Origin of the sequence: Niallia sp. RD1, from assembly GCF_024219955.1 — a bacterium.
In the GTDB taxonomy this organism is placed as follows: Bacteria; Bacillota; Bacilli; order Bacillales; family Cytobacillaceae; genus Niallia; species Niallia alba.
Map to the genome: position 1 here is coordinate 3,025,849 of NZ_CP100420.1, position 16,258 is coordinate 3,042,106.

The 16,258-nt window shown below is 35.6% G+C and carries 16 protein-coding genes; 10 read left to right on the top strand and 6 right to left on the bottom strand.

The window, feature by feature from the left end:
• The first annotated feature begins 271 nt into the window (after window positions 1–271).
• The 5 genes from nirB to NKG37_RS14450 are packed head-to-tail and all read left to right on the top strand — an operon-like array spanning window position 272 to window position 6,023.
• Window positions 272–2,677, top strand: a complete 2,406-nt coding sequence (gene nirB / locus NKG37_RS14430; protein ID WP_169188223.1) for a nitrite reductase large subunit NirB — start codon at window positions 272–274, stop codon at window positions 2,675–2,677.
• Window positions 2,678–2,707: 30 nt separating this feature from the next.
• Window positions 2,708–3,025, top strand: a complete 318-nt coding sequence (gene nirD / locus NKG37_RS14435) for a nitrite reductase small subunit NirD (RefSeq protein WP_016204103.1) — start codon at window positions 2,708–2,710, stop codon at window positions 3,023–3,025.
• Window positions 3,026–3,028: 3 nt separating this feature from the next.
• Window positions 3,029–4,465 (top strand): uroporphyrinogen-III C-methyltransferase, encoded by a 1,437-nt coding sequence (gene cobA, locus NKG37_RS14440; protein WP_169188224.1) that lies wholly within the window; start codon window positions 3,029–3,031, stop codon window positions 4,463–4,465.
• The gene (locus NKG37_RS14445; RefSeq protein WP_169188225.1) at window positions 4,465–5,199 is read left to right on the top strand and encodes a sirohydrochlorin chelatase; all 735 of its coding nucleotides are present in this window, start codon (window positions 4,465–4,467) and stop codon (window positions 5,197–5,199) included. Before cobA ends, NKG37_RS14445 begins: the two co-directional genes overlap by 1 nt.
• 23 nt (window positions 5,200–5,222) lie before the next feature.
• The gene (locus tag NKG37_RS14450) at window positions 5,223–6,023 is read left to right on the top strand and encodes a formate/nitrite transporter family protein (RefSeq protein ID WP_016204100.1); all 801 of its coding nucleotides are present in this window, start codon (window positions 5,223–5,225) and stop codon (window positions 6,021–6,023) included.
• Window positions 6,024–6,514: 491 nt separating this feature from the next.
• Here NKG37_RS14450 and NKG37_RS14455 read toward each other — a convergent pair whose 3' ends face one another.
• A complete protein-coding gene (locus tag NKG37_RS14455) occupies window positions 6,515–7,018 on the bottom strand; it encodes a DinB family protein (RefSeq protein ID WP_101730590.1) in 504 nt (167 codons plus the stop codon).
• Between the two features lie 148 nt (window positions 7,019–7,166).
• Between NKG37_RS14455 and NKG37_RS14460 the strand changes: the two genes are divergently transcribed.
• Entirely contained in the window at window positions 7,167–8,111 is a 945-nt protein-coding gene (locus NKG37_RS14460; RefSeq protein WP_224427954.1) for a helix-turn-helix transcriptional regulator, read from the top strand.
• Between the two features lie 410 nt (window positions 8,112–8,521).
• On the opposite strand, the gene NKG37_RS14465 is transcribed toward NKG37_RS14460, so the two are convergent.
• On the bottom strand, window positions 8,522–8,899 hold the full coding sequence (locus NKG37_RS14465; protein ID WP_169188226.1) for an SLAP domain-containing protein: 378 nt from the start codon (window positions 8,897–8,899) through the stop codon (window positions 8,522–8,524).
• Between the two features lie 476 nt (window positions 8,900–9,375).
• Here NKG37_RS14465 and NKG37_RS14470 point away from each other — a divergent pair, with 476 nt between their 5' ends.
• The 4 genes from NKG37_RS14470 to NKG37_RS14485 all read left to right on the top strand — a co-directional run bounded on the left by NKG37_RS14470 (window position 9,376) and on the right by NKG37_RS14485 (window position 12,543).
• The gene (locus tag NKG37_RS14470; protein ID WP_169188227.1) at window positions 9,376–10,002 is read left to right on the top strand and encodes a metal-dependent hydrolase; all 627 of its coding nucleotides are present in this window, start codon (window positions 9,376–9,378) and stop codon (window positions 10,000–10,002) included.
• A 439-nt stretch (window positions 10,003–10,441) separates the two neighbouring features.
• Window positions 10,442–11,638, top strand: a complete 1,197-nt coding sequence (locus NKG37_RS14475) for a GTP-binding protein (protein WP_254414837.1) — start codon at window positions 10,442–10,444, stop codon at window positions 11,636–11,638.
• Between the two features lie 349 nt (window positions 11,639–11,987).
• Entirely contained in the window at window positions 11,988–12,257 is a 270-nt protein-coding gene (gene rpsN / locus NKG37_RS14480; protein WP_016204093.1) for a 30S ribosomal protein S14, read from the top strand.
• A gap of 37 nt (window positions 12,258–12,294) precedes the next feature.
• The gene (locus tag NKG37_RS14485; protein ID WP_101730213.1) at window positions 12,295–12,543 is read left to right on the top strand and encodes a type B 50S ribosomal protein L31; all 249 of its coding nucleotides are present in this window, start codon (window positions 12,295–12,297) and stop codon (window positions 12,541–12,543) included.
• A 148-nt stretch (window positions 12,544–12,691) separates the two neighbouring features.
• On the opposite strand, the gene NKG37_RS14490 is transcribed toward NKG37_RS14485, so the two are convergent.
• The 4 genes from NKG37_RS14490 to NKG37_RS14505 form a co-directional block, all read right to left on the bottom strand.
• Window positions 12,692–13,468 (bottom strand): VOC family protein, encoded by a 777-nt coding sequence (locus tag NKG37_RS14490; protein ID WP_016204091.1) that lies wholly within the window; start codon window positions 13,466–13,468, stop codon window positions 12,692–12,694.
• Window positions 13,465–14,271: a pyrroline-5-carboxylate reductase family protein gene (locus tag NKG37_RS14495; RefSeq protein ID WP_016204090.1), complete on the bottom strand. Its 807-nt coding sequence runs from the start codon at window positions 14,269–14,271 to the stop codon at window positions 13,465–13,467. The genes NKG37_RS14490 and NKG37_RS14495 overlap by 4 nt, the downstream gene beginning before the upstream one ends.
• 130 nt (window positions 14,272–14,401) lie before the next feature.
• Window positions 14,402–15,223 carry a MetQ/NlpA family ABC transporter substrate-binding protein gene (locus tag NKG37_RS14500; RefSeq protein WP_101730211.1) on the bottom strand — a complete coding sequence of 274 codons (822 nt, stop codon included), beginning with the start codon at window positions 15,221–15,223 and terminating at the stop codon, window positions 14,402–14,404.
• A complete protein-coding gene (locus tag NKG37_RS14505) occupies window positions 15,220–16,254 on the bottom strand; it encodes a uroporphyrinogen decarboxylase family protein (RefSeq protein WP_224427952.1) in 1,035 nt (344 codons plus the stop codon). Before NKG37_RS14505 ends, NKG37_RS14500 begins: the two co-directional genes overlap by 4 nt.
• Between the last annotated feature and the right edge of the window lie 4 nt (window positions 16,255–16,258).

A 16,258-nucleotide genomic window follows, 5' to 3' on the forward strand; every position in this document is an offset into this window, starting at 1 on the left:
CAGTCCATTTACATATTATCATCTTCCAGTATGTCGAAGAACAAAAGAAGTTCATTAAATCGTCAAATTTTAGGTCTTTTTTTTTCTCAAAAAGCAGATATAATGGAATTATAAAAGGTGTATTTAATATACTTCTTTTGTATGAATAGGGATGTGACTAGTAATATTAGCAAAGTACTTAGAATATTAACAATTTATTTTTTTATGTGACATTATGTGATTTATTTCACAAATGAATTCACCTTACTAGATGATTCTTGGAGGTACAAAGATGAAAAAGCAATTAGTTATGATTGGAAACGGAATGGCGGGAGTACGGACAATTGAAGAGATATTGAAGCGGAATGCTGATCTTTTTGAAATCACGATTATTGGAGATGAACCTTATCCAAACTATAATCGCATTATGCTTTCAAATGTTTTACAAGGGAAAACAACTGTAAATGATATTAATATAAACGACTGGAATTGGTATCAAGACAATCATATTAATTTATTAACAGGTGAAAAAGCGATCAAGATTGATAGAGAAGAGAAAAAGGTAATTACTGATAAAGGGAAAACGATTGAATATGATGAACTTATCCTAGCAACAGGATCTAGTGCCTTTATTTTACCGATACCTGGAAGTGAGTTAGAAGGTGTAATTGGTTTCAGAACGATTGATGATACGGAAAAAATGATGGAAACAGCAAAACATTATAAAAAAGCGGTTGTTATCGGTGGAGGTTTATTAGGACTAGAAGCAGCAAGAGGGTTAATTGACCGTGGAATGGAAGTTCATGTTGTTCATTTATTGCCAACTTTAATGGAGCAACAGTTAGATGCTGCTGCAGCAAATCTTCTTAGAAAAGATTTAGAAGCACAAGGTATGAAGTTCTTAATGGAAAAGCAGACAGCCGAAATATATGGAGACAATCGTGTGAAGGGATTAAAATTTACAGATGGTACTAACATTGAGTGTGATCTTGTTGTGATGGCCGTAGGAATTCGACCAAATGTGGCGATTGCCCGTGAGGCAGGATTAGAAGTGAATCGTGCTATTCTTGTAAATGATCATATGGTAACATCTGATCCATCTATCTTTGCAGTAGGAGAGTGTGCGGAACATAATGGAATTGCTTATGGATTAGTTGCTCCTTTATATGAACAAGGAATGGCACTTGCGGAATGCATTACAGGAGGAAATGGAAAAGGATACCAAGGATCGATTCTTTCTACTCAATTGAAAGTTGCGGGCTGTGACTTATTCTCAGGGGGGAAAATTCATGAAGATGAGAATACAGAAGCCATTATTGTCCATGACCAATTTGCAAAAGTATATAAAAAGATTTTAGTAACAGAAAACAAAATTGTTGGGATTGTCTTATATGGAGATGCTTCAGATGGCAATCGTCTCTTTAATATGCTGAAAAAACAAGCGGATATTAGTGAATATATAAGCTCATCTGTTTTAAGTAAGAGTGGTCAGGACTCAGAAGAAGATTTAGTAGCAAGTATGAGTGCAGATGATACAGTGTGCGGCTGTAATGGGGTAACAAAAGGTACGATTGTCCATTCTATCTTAGAGCAAGGATTGACTACTTTTGAAGAAGTGAAGGGATGTACAAAAGCTGGTGGATCTTGTGGGAAATGTAAACCAATGGTCGAAAGTATTTTAGCACATACGCTTGGTGACAGTTTCGATGCTTCTATTCAAAAAACAGGCATGTGCAGTTGTACAACACTAACTCGTGATGAAGTAGTAGCACAAATAAAAGAAAAGCAACTTAAGTCTCCAAAAGAAGTAAGAATGGTGCTTGAATTTTCAAGTGAGGAAGGCTGTTCTAAATGTCGTCCAGCACTAAACTATTATATGCGCATGCTGTTCCCAGAAGAGTATGAGGATGATAAAGCATCAAGATTTGTAAATGAAAAAATGGAAGGGAACATTCAAAAAGACGGTACATTCTCTATTATTCCTCGTATGTATGGGGGAACAACCACTGCAGAAGATTTAGTGAAAATAGGAGAAGTAGCGAAAAAATATAATGTGCCATTAGTAAAAATTACAGGTGCGAGTCGTATCGGATTATATGGTGTAAAGAAAGAGGACGTACCACATGTATGGGAAGAGTTAGGGATGCGTTCTGGTTATGCCTATTCTAAATCCCTTCGTAACGTAAAATCATGTGTTGGTTCAAGATTTTGCCGCTTTGGAACACAGGATTCACTCGGACTTGGTATTAAATTGGAACAAGCAATTGAAATGGTCGATACTCCACATAAAATGAAGATGGGGGTAACGGGCTGTCCACGAAACTGTGCAGAAGTACTTACAAAAGACTTTGGCGTGATATGTGTAGAAAATGGCTATCAATTATATATTGGTGGAAATGGTGGAACTGAAGTTCGCGAATGTGATAGCTTAACTACAGTGAAAACGGAAGAAGAAGTCATTACGATGGCGAAGGCTTATGTTCAATATTACAGAGAAAATGCTAATTATGGAGAAAGAACAGCTCCTTGGGTGGAACGTATGGGAGTTGATACAGTTAAAGAAACATTATTAAACGTAGAAAATGTTGAACAGTTTGTAAGTAGATTCGAAAAAGCAAAAACAACATACGAAGAAGCTTGGTCTTCTGTCCTAAACGATCAGACGAAGAGAGAAATGTATGAAGTGATAAAAGGATAATAATGGAGAATAAAACGGAGGGTATACATGATGACGGCAACTTTAGAGTGGAATAAGATTATGAAACTAGCTGATTTACCTAAACAAATTGGTAAAGAGGTTCATTTAAAAGGAAAATCAATTGCTTTGTTTCATCTTTCAAATGGAGATGTTAGAGCCATTGCAAACAGCTGTCCCCATCAAAATGGGCCGTTGGCAGAAGGAATTGTATCAGGCGAATTTGTCTTCTGTCCATTGCATGATTGGAAAATTTCTTTAGTCACAGGCGAAGTTCAAAAACCAGATAATGGCTGTGTCGAGGTTTATGAAACACAAATAAAAGATGACTATATTTATATAATGGTGTAAGAGATGAATACGAACAAGGGGTATGTAGCATTTGTCGGAGCAGGACCTGGGGATATTGGATTAATTACAAATAAGGGGATAGAGTGTTTAAAAAAAGCAGATGTTGTATTGTATGATCGCCTTGCGAATCCACGATTATTACGTTTTACAAGCAAGGATTGTACGTTTATCTATTGTGGGAAGCTACCAAACAATCACATTATGCGACAAGAAAAGATTAATGAAACATTAGTGGAAGAAGCGTTAAAAGGAAAATATGTTGTCCGGTTAAAAGGGGGAGATCCTTCTGTTTTTGGAAGAGTAGGAGAAGAAGCAGAAGCTATTACAAAATATGATATTTCTTTTGAAATAGTACCGGGTGTGACATCAAGCATTGCAGCTAGTGCTTATGCAGGCATTCCAGTAACGCACCGAGATTATAGTACTAGTTTTACGATTCGAACAGGGCATGCTTGTAAGAAAAATGAGGCTGCCATTCATCATGAACCTAAGCAAGAAGCAATAGGAGATACTATTGCCTATTATATGGGGGTGAAAGGTTTACCGGGAATTTGTGAGAATTTATTAGCACAAGGTAAGTCTAGCGATACCAAAGTAGCTGTTATTGAGTGGGCAACTCTAGGAAAACAACGAGTAGTCGAGGGGACCTTAAAAACAATTGTAGAAATGGTAAAGGAAGCGGAGCTTGGGAATCCAGCCTTAACGATAATCGGTGACGTTGTACAGCTAAGATCGTCTATTGCTTGGTTCGAGAAAAAAGCCTTTTATCAAAGGAAATTATTAATTGCCAAAAGCTCATCAGAAGAAAGTTTGCTAGAAAGATATTTTTCCAAAAATGGCGCGGAAGCTTATGCCTTCCCTACTTTAAAAGCTATCGCGCACTCTTACACAACCGAGGAATTACAATTGATAGTAAATGCAGAAAGACTGATTTTTGCTTCTGCAGAAGGAGTGGAATTCGTGTTTTCCCAGTTGTTTAAGGCAGATTATGACTTGCGTGATCTCCCTAGACAGATAGAACACTTATCTGATAAAACGCGTAAGGGATTGGAGAAAAGGGGAATTCGCAGCATAAAGGCATCTTATGACAAAAGAAGTGCTATTTTTATAGGAAATGAGCGAACAATTGAAAAACAAATATTTTCAGATAATCTACTAGCATTACCTAGTCATACTATTCAAATAGATGAACGCTTTCATGAAGTAAATAAACGCTTATTGACAGAAGATTGTTGGGAAACGGTTATTTTTCCAAATAAACAATCTGTGGATTTATTTTTACAAGAATGGCGTAAATTTAGTGAACGGAATCCAATGGAACTTTCCTTTGCAGCAATCGGCCAATCTGTGAAGGAGTATGCTGCTAAGCAGGGGTTTAAGCATATAGATGAGCAGGTCCAACAAGAACTAGATAACCAGGATTGGAAGCGTGAATGCTAATGGATGCAGTTGTATATATAGGTCATGGTAGCCGCATAATGGAAGGAAATAATCAATTCATAGCATTTATCGAAGAAGTAAAAAAAGAAATCAATATATCCGTACAAGAAATTGCTTTTTTAGAACTGGCATCACCATCGATTGATGAAACAATGGAAAAAATAATCATGGCTGGAGCAAGGGAGATTCTCGTTGTACCTGTTCTTTTGTTTGCAGCAGCCCATTTCAAAAGAGATATACCAGAAGAATTACTGGCAGTGAAAGAAAGATTTCCAGAAGTCAGCTTTTATGTTTCAAAGCCATTTGATCTCCATCCGAAAATGATCGACTTAGTTCTGAAAAGAATAGAAGAAAAACGATTGAAAAATGATGGGGCAATTCTATTAGTGGGAAGAGGCAGTAGTGATCCAGAACCAATTGGGAAGCTTAAGGAAATAAGCAAGCATGTCCAGCAAAAATTAGATTGCCCTGTATATCCAGCTTTTTTAACAGCAGGCCAGCCTGGGTTTATTGATGAATTGGAAAAGCTTCAATTGGAATATAACAAGATTTATGTTGTTCCGTATTTACTTTTTACGGGAAGATTATTAAAAAGAATGGAGAGCAAAATTGAAAACAGTGAAAAAGAAGTTATACTTTGTCATCCATTAAAGTACGATTGCTTCATGAAGGAAGTATTGGTAGAAAAAATGGAAGAGCAATTAATGAGTCTTGTAAAGGAATGCTTGGCTTAAATTATATGTAGAGGAGTGTCGTTATGAAAGAAGTTATTACTGCATTTAGTAATACGGCATTAATGAAAAGGAATGCTTTAAATACAAGTAAAAAGAAGTATTTAGTTGGTTCTATGCTTGCTGGTTTTTTTGTTGGGTTAGGAATTATTCTTATTTTTACAATTGGTGGGTTACTCGGCGCAACTGGATTTGCAGGCACGAAAATTATAATGGGAGTTTCATTTGGGATTGCATTAAGTTTAGTTATTATGGCAGGCGCTGACTTATTTACTGGTAATAATATGGTGATGACAATTGGCATGCTAGAGAATAAAGTTACCTGGAAAGATACCGGCAAAGTATGGGGATATAGTTATATTGGCAACTTTATTGGTTCTATTATAGTAGCGTTATTATTTAGTTATTCAGGTTTGGCTGTTGGAGGAGTAGCTGAATTTATAACTAACGGAGCGGCAGCGAAAATGAATGCTCCTTTTATGGAATTACTGATCCGTGGAATTCTTTGTAATATTCTCGTTTGTTTAGCAGTTTGGTGTTCTGTAAAATTAAAGGATGAAACAGCAAAATTAATTATGATTTTTTGGTGTCTCTTCGCTTTTATTACGTCAGGATTTGAACATAGTGTCGCAAATATGACGTTATTGTCTATTGCACTTATCATTCCTCACCCTGAAACAGTATCTATTGGTGGCATGTTTGCAAATTTATTGCCAGTGACCATTGGGAATATTATCGGTGGAGCTATTTTTGTAGGAGCTGCCTATTGGTATCATATTTCGGAGAAGACACAAGCAGTTGTTAAATCTTTTAAAAAAGAAGCTTAATTTTACTTTATCTGCTTATGTGAAAGATATCACAAAAAGAGCTATGTGGAAAGTGATCTAATCCAATAAAGTTAGACATATATTTTTAGGAAAATTAAAGGATCTGAGTCCGGTATTCTACGAGACCACTGAAAAAGTCTTTTTTTCGTGCGAAATGAAGAGCAAGCATATTTGAAAGTGAAAATAAGGTTGATTTGGAGAGGCGTCCGCTCGACCCATGGAAAGGGAGCGGACAAATCCATCATCTTATGTTTAAAAAGTGACTATTGCCCATCATCATTAGCTAGCCAGTTTTTCAGTGCACTCGTATTCTACAGGTTCCAGATCTTTTAGTTTGCTTTTATTCTTTTGTGATTGTAATAGTCAATATATGTTGCTAATCATCTTTCAAAATCCTCGATATTTTTCAAACTCTTGCAGGTAAAGGTCCGATAAGTGCAACCAACCATCAGTGGTAGATGAGGAAAAACTCCCACTGATAGAAGTTTTCTTTATAATGGTGGGTTTTTGACTCCTAATTGAATCCAATCTTCTTTGGGAGGTCCATAAACTCCAAATGGTTTCAATCCAGCCTGACGCATAAGAACGGTAATTTGGCCACGGTGATGAACAATATGCTTGATTAATCCCATTAGAATGGAGGCATTTGTTTCTTGTCTTCCAAAGGCATCTTGTATTTGTTTCAGAGAGTCATCAGTCCATTGATCTTCCATAACTTTAGCAGCGTTAACACTTACATCATTAAAGGTTTCCGCAATTTCTTTTGCTGAAGTTGGAATATTTTCCGCATTTTTTACTTCCTCTATCTTCAACCCAAATTCAGCCAAGTATTCTGGAACAGTTATTGTTAAATGCCATGCAATTCTTCCTATATTACGACCTTCTTGATAAACTTGTTGTTTCAATGAATCATCAGTCAAACCATTTAATATGTTTTGCGTTAATACAGCTTCTTTGTTCCATTCTTTAATAAAGTCTGAAATGGTTATATACATGTAAAGTCCTCCATCATTTAAATTTAAAGATACATCATGAAATAATTGTTTTTTTAATTCAATTTCCATCCTCCTTATTCTTTATCTATGTGTGATTATATATTATAATAGTGACAGTTTATGTCACTTTTGTTTTTTGGAGGAAAATATGTCTCGAGCAAAAAGATTAAATGAAATGATTATGATGGTTAATCGAAGAAAACGATTTACGGTAAGAGAATTAGCACAAGAATTTGGAGTATCAAAAAGAACTATCCTGAGAGATTTACAAGAATTAAGTGAGATGGGAGTTCCATTACATTCAGAAGTAGGTCCACATGGAGGGTATCAAGTCTTAAATGAAAGAATTCTTCCACCAATAGTATTTAGTGAGGATGAAGCTGTCTCTATATTTTTTGCTATTCATGCATTACGGCATTACATATCTCTTCCTTTTGATATGGAGTATGAATCAATAAAAAAGAAATTTTACTTAAATCTTTCCGGTGATATTAGAGATACAATTGATAAAATGCAAAATAGAGTTGATTTTGTATCGGTGCCTCAACAAGAAAAAATTCCATTTTTAAAAGAGTTACTAGATGCGGCAGTGCACCAAAAAGTTTTAATAATTAGTTATGAAACGAGTGGAAAGACCAGCTTAAGAAGCATTCAACCAATTGGTATTTATGCAAAGGAAGGAAATTGGTATTGTCCTTCCTATTGCTTTTTTAGAGAAGATTATCGAGTTTTCCGTTGTGATCGTATAAAATCTGTAGAATTTGATGAAAAAAATGGTCCTATTGATTTATCACATATTAACTTAAATAATCGTTTTTCCATTCTTAATCCCGATAAGGACATGATGGAATTATATGTGGAGTTCACTAAAAATGGAGTAGAGAAATTTGAATCTGTTAATTGGCCAAATATCCATTTAAGAAAAAGAGAAGATGGAACTGGATTTATAAAAGGTATAATTGCAAAAAATGATATTAACTTTTTATCAAACTACTTTATCGCATATGGAGAAAATGCGTTTATAAAAGAGCCTTTGGAATTAATCGAAAGTACAAAAGAAATATTAAACAAAGTATTAAATCAGTATAACTAAGAGCTTGACCTTATCAAGTTCTTTTTTATCCCACTCTTAACGGACAGTAAGACTCCCCCCTCAAGCATATGAGAATACGAGGAAGATAGGTGGGAGATCAACTGTCCGTAAAGGTCCGATTGGTTCAACTAACCATCAGTGGGGGAGGAAGGAAAACCCCCACTGATGGAAGTTTCACTTTATTCTTATTACCTATATTTTGTGAATTCTTCCTGTATATTGGGTATGCCTCTAATGATGTTTGGATAGTGAATTTCTGCCGATTTATTTTTGTCCATATTCGCGATTTTTGTTAAACCTCTACTGATATAGTTTTAATTCACTATCGGAATATACGCAAACATAGGCTAACTATTTATGTAGTTAACCGCTGTTTAGCAATAAATGTTTATTTTTTTTACAAATAAAAACTAGCTCAGTTCTAACAGTCCATCCTTATAAGAAGTATGAGTTTGATAATTCTCTTTTGGAAAAATAAACGTCCAAGGCATACTTACATGAGGGGGGATGACGAGATCAGGGAATGTGAAGGCCTGTTCTGCAACGACCTTTCCTTTTAATCTATATTGCAATCTAGTTTGATTAAATAATAGTTGGTTTTTCGTAAAATTATGAACTAATACAGACACAAGCAAGGCATCTTTATGATTAATCGCTTCTCGAATAGGGGAGAAGATGACACTCGTGCTGTTTAAACTTTTAGTCTCTTGAAAGATTTTTTCTATATTTCGTCGATCCTGAGGTGCCAGTTGTTTATCCCAGGAAGATTCAAATTGTAATTGCTGCATCCACAAAACCACCTTTTGAAGTGAGTGTATCATAAGCCGATAAAAGAATCTATTAATGATCCTTTTATTACACTAGTCATTTATTCTTCTTAGACAGTAAATTTAAGAGAAATTCACATCCGAAAGCTACTAATAATCCAGACCAAAAAATCACTGTAGAGGTAAAAGGCTCCTTATTGAATAGTAATGAGCTGGTATAGTTTACAAATAATAGTAATAAAAAGACGTAAAACCCAAGTATTGCTCCTTTTCTCCAATTAATCACTTCTACTTTTGACATATTTCTGAAAAATTTCAATGTGACACTCCTTATAAACTTATTTCATTCCTATTATTCTATCATGAAGATAGAATTGATTTACTTTAATCTTCACTATCTATTTTTCTAATGAAAAATTCCTTCTAAACAGAACAAGTGTTTTGGTGTAGAATAGTAATGTTGCAATAAAATATTAAATATTAGAGGTGTAATCAACTTGAATGGAACATCACACGCTGTAATTGGATCAGCGACAGGATTTATTGTTGCTAATGCGGTGCAATCCACACCATCAGAGACACTCTTATTCGTCTCTTTAGGGGCGGTTTCTGGATTAATTCCCGATCTTGACATTGACGGGAAGCTTCGTGGGAAAATTACTTTACCCCACCAAATGATTCAACTGTCTGCACAAGTCATTGGAATAATGATGATCCTATATAGTATCTTTGAAAAGACGGCAGGAGAGAGGTGGATAGGTGTCGGAATTGGTATATTGATTTTATTTATTGCCTCTTTGATTAAACGAAAACATATGTTAACAATTACTGGTATCGCTGTTCTGATGGGCGGAATATCTGTAGAAGAGCGATGGATTATTCTTCTAGGAATCTATATTATGATTGCCTCATTTACCTCTCATCGAAGTTATACGCATTCTATTTTAGGCGTTGTTTACTTTGGAATAATTGCCGCAGATTTAGAGACTTCGCTTGGGATTAACGGATTGTTCTACACTTGTATTGGAGGATACATCAGTCATCTACTAGCAGATTTAAAAATACTACCATTTAATAAACGCGGAGTTAAACTGTTCTTACCATTATCATCGAAAGAATTATAATATATTTATAGATGACAGGATTCAGAGGGACGGTTCTACTGAAGACATTTTTAATTGGGAATCAGAAGAACCGTCCGAGACCACTGAAAAAGCCTTTTTTTCGTGCGAAATGAAGAGCAAGCACATTGGAAAGTGAAAATAAGTTTGGTTTGGAGAGGCGTCCGCTCGACTCCTGTGGGAGCTGCGAGAAAGCCCGAGACCCCGGACGTAGTGTGACGAGGAGGCTTGGCGCTCGCCCCATGGAAAGCGAGCGGACGCCTCGAAAAACAAATCCATCATCTTATGTTTAAAAAGTGGCTATTGCCCATCATCATTAACTAGCCAGTTTTTCAGTGCCCTCGAACCGTCCCCTTGATTCCCTTGCTTTTTTTTATTAATGGGTTTATTATATAAATCGTAATGATTACGATTTGTGTGAAATCAAAAAAGGAGTGAGGAAATGAGAAAAATACCGGTAACTGTGTTAAGTGGTTATTTAGGAGCTGGAAAGACGACATTGCTGAATCATATTTTACATAATCGAAATGGACTGAAGGTTGCAGTAATTGTGAATGATATGAGCGAGGTGAATATTGATAGTGAATTAGTGCAAACAAAGGGTGGTTTTTACCGGACAGAAGAGAAACTTGTGGAAATGTCAAATGGATGTATTTGCTGCACATTGCGTGAAGATTTGCTTGTAGAAGTGGAGAGGCTAGCGACTGAAGGCGATATTGATTATATTTTAATTGAATCATCTGGAATCAGTGAACCTATTCCGGTTGCACAAACTTTTTCTTACATAGATGAAGAGATGGGAATAGATTTAACTAAATTTTGTAAATTGGATACGATGGTAACGGTAGTTGATGCAAATCGTTTTTGGCATGATTACGAATCTGGAGACTCTTTACTTGACCGAAAAGAAGCAGTTGGGGCTGATGATGATAGAAATGTTGCCGATTTACTAATCGATCAAATAGAGTTCTGTGATGTGCTAATTCTTAACAAATGTGATTTAGTAGCAGCAGATGATTTGGATAAATTAGAACAGGTTATTAGAACGTTACAGCCAGTTGCCAGAATCATTCGTACAGTGAATAGCGAAATAGATCCACAAGAAATCCTAGATACGAACCTTTTTGATTTTGATCGAGCAAGTGAGTCTGCAGGTTGGTTACGAGAATTAAATATTGGTCCAAGCATGCATACACCAGAAACAGAGGAATACGGTATTAGCTCGTTTGTTTATTCAATTAAAAGACCGTTTCACTCGGAACGTTTTAATGATTGGTGTCATTCAATGCCACTTTCAATTGTAAGAGCGAAAGGAATATCTTGGTGTGCGACTAGAAATAATCTTGCTTTGCTGTTATCTCAAGCAGGGCCTTCAGTGACTATCGAGCCTATTTCCTACTGGGTTGCATCACTTCCAGAGGCTAGACAACAGGACATTCTCAGCGTTAATCCGTCTTTGAGAGAAAATTGGGACCCTCAATTTGGTGACAGACATACAAAGCTTGTGTTTATTGGAATGGATTTAAATGTGGAGCTTATCAAAAAGGAATTGGATGAATGTTTATTAACGGAAGAAGAGTTTCATGGAGATTGGCATCAATTAAGAGATCCATTTTATTGGCAGCTCCAAGCAAGATAGATGATGAATAGAAGCAGAAAACTTGCAAATCGTAATGATTTCGTTTTATGATAGATAAGTGTTTTTGAAAGGCTGTTTTCTAAAGGATTATTGTTTTTTCAATAGAAAAAAAGAATTAGTTGGAAAAATGGAGCAGCCGGAATACACGTAGACTCCTGTGGGATTAGCGAGACAGCCTGAGACCCCGGAGGCGAAGCTGAGGAGGCTTAAGCTTAGCCCCACGGAAAGCGAAGTGTATTCCGGCTGCGGGTAATAGCAACAAACTTTACCAAAACAGCCTTTTGAAAAGAATACTTGTATTTAGTAAATCGTAATGATGGCGATTTAGGATAAAGGAGGAAAAGGAACTTTGGCAAAAAAATCAAAAGTAGTAAAAGCGAGAAAAAGAAGAGAAATGGTGGAGAAATATGCTGAAATTCGCAAAGAGTTGAAAGAAAAGGGCGATTATGAAGCATTAAGAAAACTACCTAGAGATTCTTCGCCGACGAGATTGAAAAATAGATGTGAAGTTACTGGAAGACCAAGAGGCTATCTCAGAAAATTTAAGATGTCTAGAATTGCTTTTCGAGAATATGCACATAAAGGACAACTACCTGGTGTGAAAAAATCTAGCTGGTGATTAAAAGATTTAAATCAACTTATAGGAGGACTATATAATGAAAAAAGGAATTCATCCGACTTATCAAGAAGTTGTATTCATGGATGTTAATAGTGGGTTTCAATTTTTAACAGGATCGACTAAACAATCGAAGGAAGAAATTGTCTGGAAAGATGGGAAAAGCTACCCTCTAATAAAAGTTGAAATAAGTTCCGATACCCATCCTTTTTATACAGGACGTCAAAAATTCTCTGATCGAGGCGGTCGAGTAGAGCGGTTTTATGAGAAGTATAAAAATAAGCTCTAATTTCTAAAGGATGTTAGTACTATACAAAAATAGAAACAGAATTGTCCCGAAAAGTTTTTAGACCATACAAGCTATATTTTAACTCAATACATATAGTTTGTTACCTTTTTGGGACAATTCCACACTTAAATTAAATGGAGAGGTAGAGTTATTCTATCGATTTAAAGGTATAAGTTCCTTCTCCTATCGTGAGTGATTTATTTTGAAGCTGTGGAGATTCAGTTAAAAGAATGATTTCAGTTAGCTGATTGAAAGAACCTTTCTTAAATAGAAAGCTTTGTTCTCCGATCGATAGAGTAGCTACAGTGTCAGAAAAATTGATACTGTTTAAGTGAAATATCTCTTTCCAATGTTCAGCAACAGCTAATGGATCAGATACTGTAAATATTGCTTGGTGGATAATCGTTTTACCAGCAGGATGATCTTGAATAACCCCTGAAGATTGCAGTGATTTTAAACGCTCTGAATCTGTGCCTTTCCATTGGATTACAAATGGGTAAGGTAAACCTTGAAAAGAACCGTCAATCGTCATCATTTTCCATTCGATTAATTCTCCCTTACTATCTAATCGTTTTCCAGCCATAATTGGGGAAAGGGTGAGCCCTGTATCTCTTAATCTAGCAGCTATTTCCTCTATATTATCTGTACGAAGGGCAACTCTACTTAGGGCTTCATGCTCAGGCAGATATTGAATAGCATCTTTTACTACTCTGTTCGGTTCTTTAACGTGTTTAACTAAATCTCTATTTTCAATTCCTAAGAATTCAATATAGGTTAAATCAAAGTAACTAAGAGAGTTGTAGGTTCCCCATTGTTTATGAGATCCGCCTCTAAAAGCAATTAAGTTTTTTTCTTTAAATAAATCAATTGGTTCTTCTATGTCGTTAACATAGTGAACAATATGATCCCACTTTACTTTTGTCACTTTGTTTCTCCTCCTAATTGAGATGTTCGTTTAACAGCAGTTAAAACACTACTTTGTAATCCAGCAGCAAAATCACTTTTATTTAGTTCAAATAACGCATTAATTCCAACCCCGCCAGGTGAATTATTAATATCTAATAATTGTCTTGGATGTTTTCCTGATAACTTTAACATTTCAACTGCACCATTCATGTTTTCTAAAGCAACTTTCCAAGACAAGTCTCTTGGCAAACCTGCTAGAACACCGGCATCTGCTAATGATTCAATAAAATAATAAATATAGTTTGGACCTGCAACCCCGTAACCAGTAAATATATCTAATAAGGATTCATCCATGTATTCCACTTTACCAAAGCCATTTAAAAATGAATCGATTTTGGTTTTATCAGCAAGCTCATTTAGTGTAGCAGCACTGTATCCAAATCCAGTATCTGTTAACGTATTAGGGATAACACGAGCAAGGGCAAATCGGTTCTGTAAATAGGATTCAAGTTTTTTTAATGTAACCCCAGCAACAATGGAAAGGATGGTAGCAGTCTGATCGGCATATTGATCAATTAGACTACCAATCGTTTTGATATCATCTTGTGGTCTTACCCCAATAATAATGAGATCCGCATCCCTAAAGCCGCTTTTTTCATTAAAAACCACTTCAATTCCATACGTTTCAGCAAGATATTGTAGGCGAGAAGGATCGATATCAAAAACAGTAATTTGTTTCTCCTCTACAATTTTGTTATGAATAATAGCCCGAATAATTGCTTCAACCATTTGTCCTCCACCGATAAAATATATCTTTTTCATGATTTAAGCTCCTTTTTTATTGGGAAAATTAGTAGTCATTTTAAAAATGTTTGCATAAAACAATGGATAGAATCTATCCTGTGCCAGTAAATTTAACCTACACAGGAAAGATATTAACAGCACCTATTTTTTATTTCCAAGCATCTAACAGAATGAATCCATCATATTTCTCTTGTGATTCCATATAAGACTTAAATTTATCAGACTCGTAGGCATCTTTTAAATCTTTAGCCCACTCAGTATCTTTATCCGCTTCATTAATGGATACAATAATACGATGTTCTTCGGGTGTGTTTTCAATTTTTAAGGCATCCGTAATTTTTTTACCAGCGCTTGCGATGTAATTACCATTTACTACTCCATAGTCAACATCCTGTAAAGAAACTAAGATTTGAGCGGGATCTAAAACTTTAATATCAATATCATACTTATCCGCTTTAACACTATTTAAATTAAAATCAGTTGTACCCGCATTCTCATCAACCTGTATCCATCCTAATTCTTCAAGAATGCGTACAGCACGCTCTTGGTTTACGGGGTCATTTGGAACAGCAACTGTCGTTCCATCTTTAACTTCATCCAATGATGTATGGTTAGTAGAATATAACCCTTGAGGAGCGCTCGGGACAAAAGTGATTCCAGTCATGTTTGTATTAAGTTCTTCATTGATACCATTCATATAAGCAGTACTTTGAAATACACTTGCATCAATAGAGCCTTCCTTCATGGCAGGGTTTACTTGCATGTTTTGGCTAAATGTTTTAATCGTGACATCATATCCTTTGTCCTCTAAAATCGGTAGAATCCCGTTACGAAATTGTTCTTCATATGTCCCGACACCGAAACCGACTGTTATTTCTTTCTTGTCTTCTCCAGTAGTTGATTTGTCTTTTCCACAACCTCCTAAAATAAGAAGTAATCCGACTAAAATAGTAATTAATATTTTTTTCATTTTGTGATCTCCTTTTCTGTAATGGATTTTCTAAATGCATACAATGATTCTTCCGTAACGTTAAGTGGAATGGCACAATTAGGAGCAACAATAAATGGTTTATTTTCCATCAACTTAAGAGCATTCTTCGTCTCGTTTGTGATTGTTTTAACATGATTCTCTGCAAATAAATGATGATCCACACCACCAACCACGGTTGCTTTTACATTTGCTAATAAACTTGGATTCCCTGTGGCTTTTGTATCCCAACTTATCCCTTCTATAGGGTAATCATTGAATTTTTCAGGCTGCGCATTAGGTCCGCAAGTATGTAAAATTCTTTTTCCATTTTGGGCAGCTTCTAAAACGATTAAATCATATGGTCTAGAGAATTCATTAAAGGCAGCTTCATCAAATAAATTAGGATTAGCTGTGCCTGTTACTGCATAAAAAAGACCGTTTATTCCTACTCTATCTAATTCTTGAACATACTCAGCGATAGTTAGCACGATAACATGCAAAGCATGATGTACACCAGAACGGTTCTCTACAAATAAGCTTTCAAATGTAACAGGAGTATCTATACCAAATACTGTTTCATATACATATGCAGACCTACCTGCAATAAAAAGTAATACAGATAGCGGAGAAAAAATAGTCTGTGTTAAGGGTATTTCAGGTAATTCAGTTCTAATATTTTTGCAAGCTGCTAGTTGTTCAAGTAAAGAAGAAGATTTGAACACTTTTCTTGCTTCTAATTTCCATACATCCGAAGGTTTGGGTAGTATGGTAGTTAATTGTCTCGGAAAGACAGAATGATAGTCTGTAAAGTCGTATTCATTTCCCCAAATTTCTGCAAGATAAGTAGCTCTAGGATTAATTTTAACCCAATCCCAATTGTATTTTTTTGTAAAGTTCACTGTTGAACTTGTTAAATCATTGGCATTTTGTTCTTTATCAATAAAGTGTCTCCATCCACTTATAATCGGACGATCTGCTTTTTCACCGGATAGAAGGGCATTAAATCGATCCTGTTTTGTCCAAGTTCCCATACTT

What these genes read in the sequence shown, in the direction of transcription:
- NKG37_RS14460 (WP_224427954.1), top strand. Translation starts at nt 7,167, where the DNA reads ATGTCTCGAGCAAAAAGATTAAATGAAATGATTATGATGGTTAATCGA.
- nirB (WP_169188223.1), top strand. Translation starts at nt 272, where the DNA reads ATGAAAAAGCAATTAGTTATGATTGGAAACGGAATGGCGGGAGTACGG.
- NKG37_RS14465 (WP_169188226.1), bottom strand. Translation starts at nt 8,899, where the DNA reads ATGCAGCAATTACAATTTGAATCTTCCTGGGATAAACAACTGGCACCT.
- nirD (WP_016204103.1), top strand. Translation starts at nt 2,708, where the DNA reads ATGACGGCAACTTTAGAGTGGAATAAGATTATGAAACTAGCTGATTTA.
- NKG37_RS14455 (WP_101730590.1), bottom strand. Translation starts at nt 7,018, where the DNA reads ATGTATATAACCATTTCAGACTTTATTAAAGAATGGAACAAAGAAGCT.
- NKG37_RS14495 (WP_016204090.1), bottom strand. Translation starts at nt 14,271, where the DNA reads ATGAAAAAGATATATTTTATCGGTGGAGGACAAATGGTTGAAGCAATT.
- cobA (WP_169188224.1), top strand. Translation starts at nt 3,029, where the DNA reads ATGAATACGAACAAGGGGTATGTAGCATTTGTCGGAGCAGGACCTGGG.
- NKG37_RS14485 (WP_101730213.1), top strand. Translation starts at nt 12,295, where the DNA reads ATGAAAAAAGGAATTCATCCGACTTATCAAGAAGTTGTATTCATGGAT.
- NKG37_RS14445 (WP_169188225.1), top strand. Translation starts at nt 4,465, where the DNA reads ATGGATGCAGTTGTATATATAGGTCATGGTAGCCGCATAATGGAAGGA.
- NKG37_RS14500 (WP_101730211.1), bottom strand. Translation starts at nt 15,223, where the DNA reads ATGAAAAAAATATTAATTACTATTTTAGTCGGATTACTTCTTATTTTA.
- NKG37_RS14475 (WP_254414837.1), top strand. Translation starts at nt 10,442, where the DNA reads ATGAGAAAAATACCGGTAACTGTGTTAAGTGGTTATTTAGGAGCTGGA.
- NKG37_RS14450 (WP_016204100.1), top strand. Translation starts at nt 5,223, where the DNA reads ATGAAAGAAGTTATTACTGCATTTAGTAATACGGCATTAATGAAAAGG.
- NKG37_RS14505 (WP_224427952.1), bottom strand. Translation starts at nt 16,254, where the DNA reads ATGGGAACTTGGACAAAACAGGATCGATTTAATGCCCTTCTATCCGGT.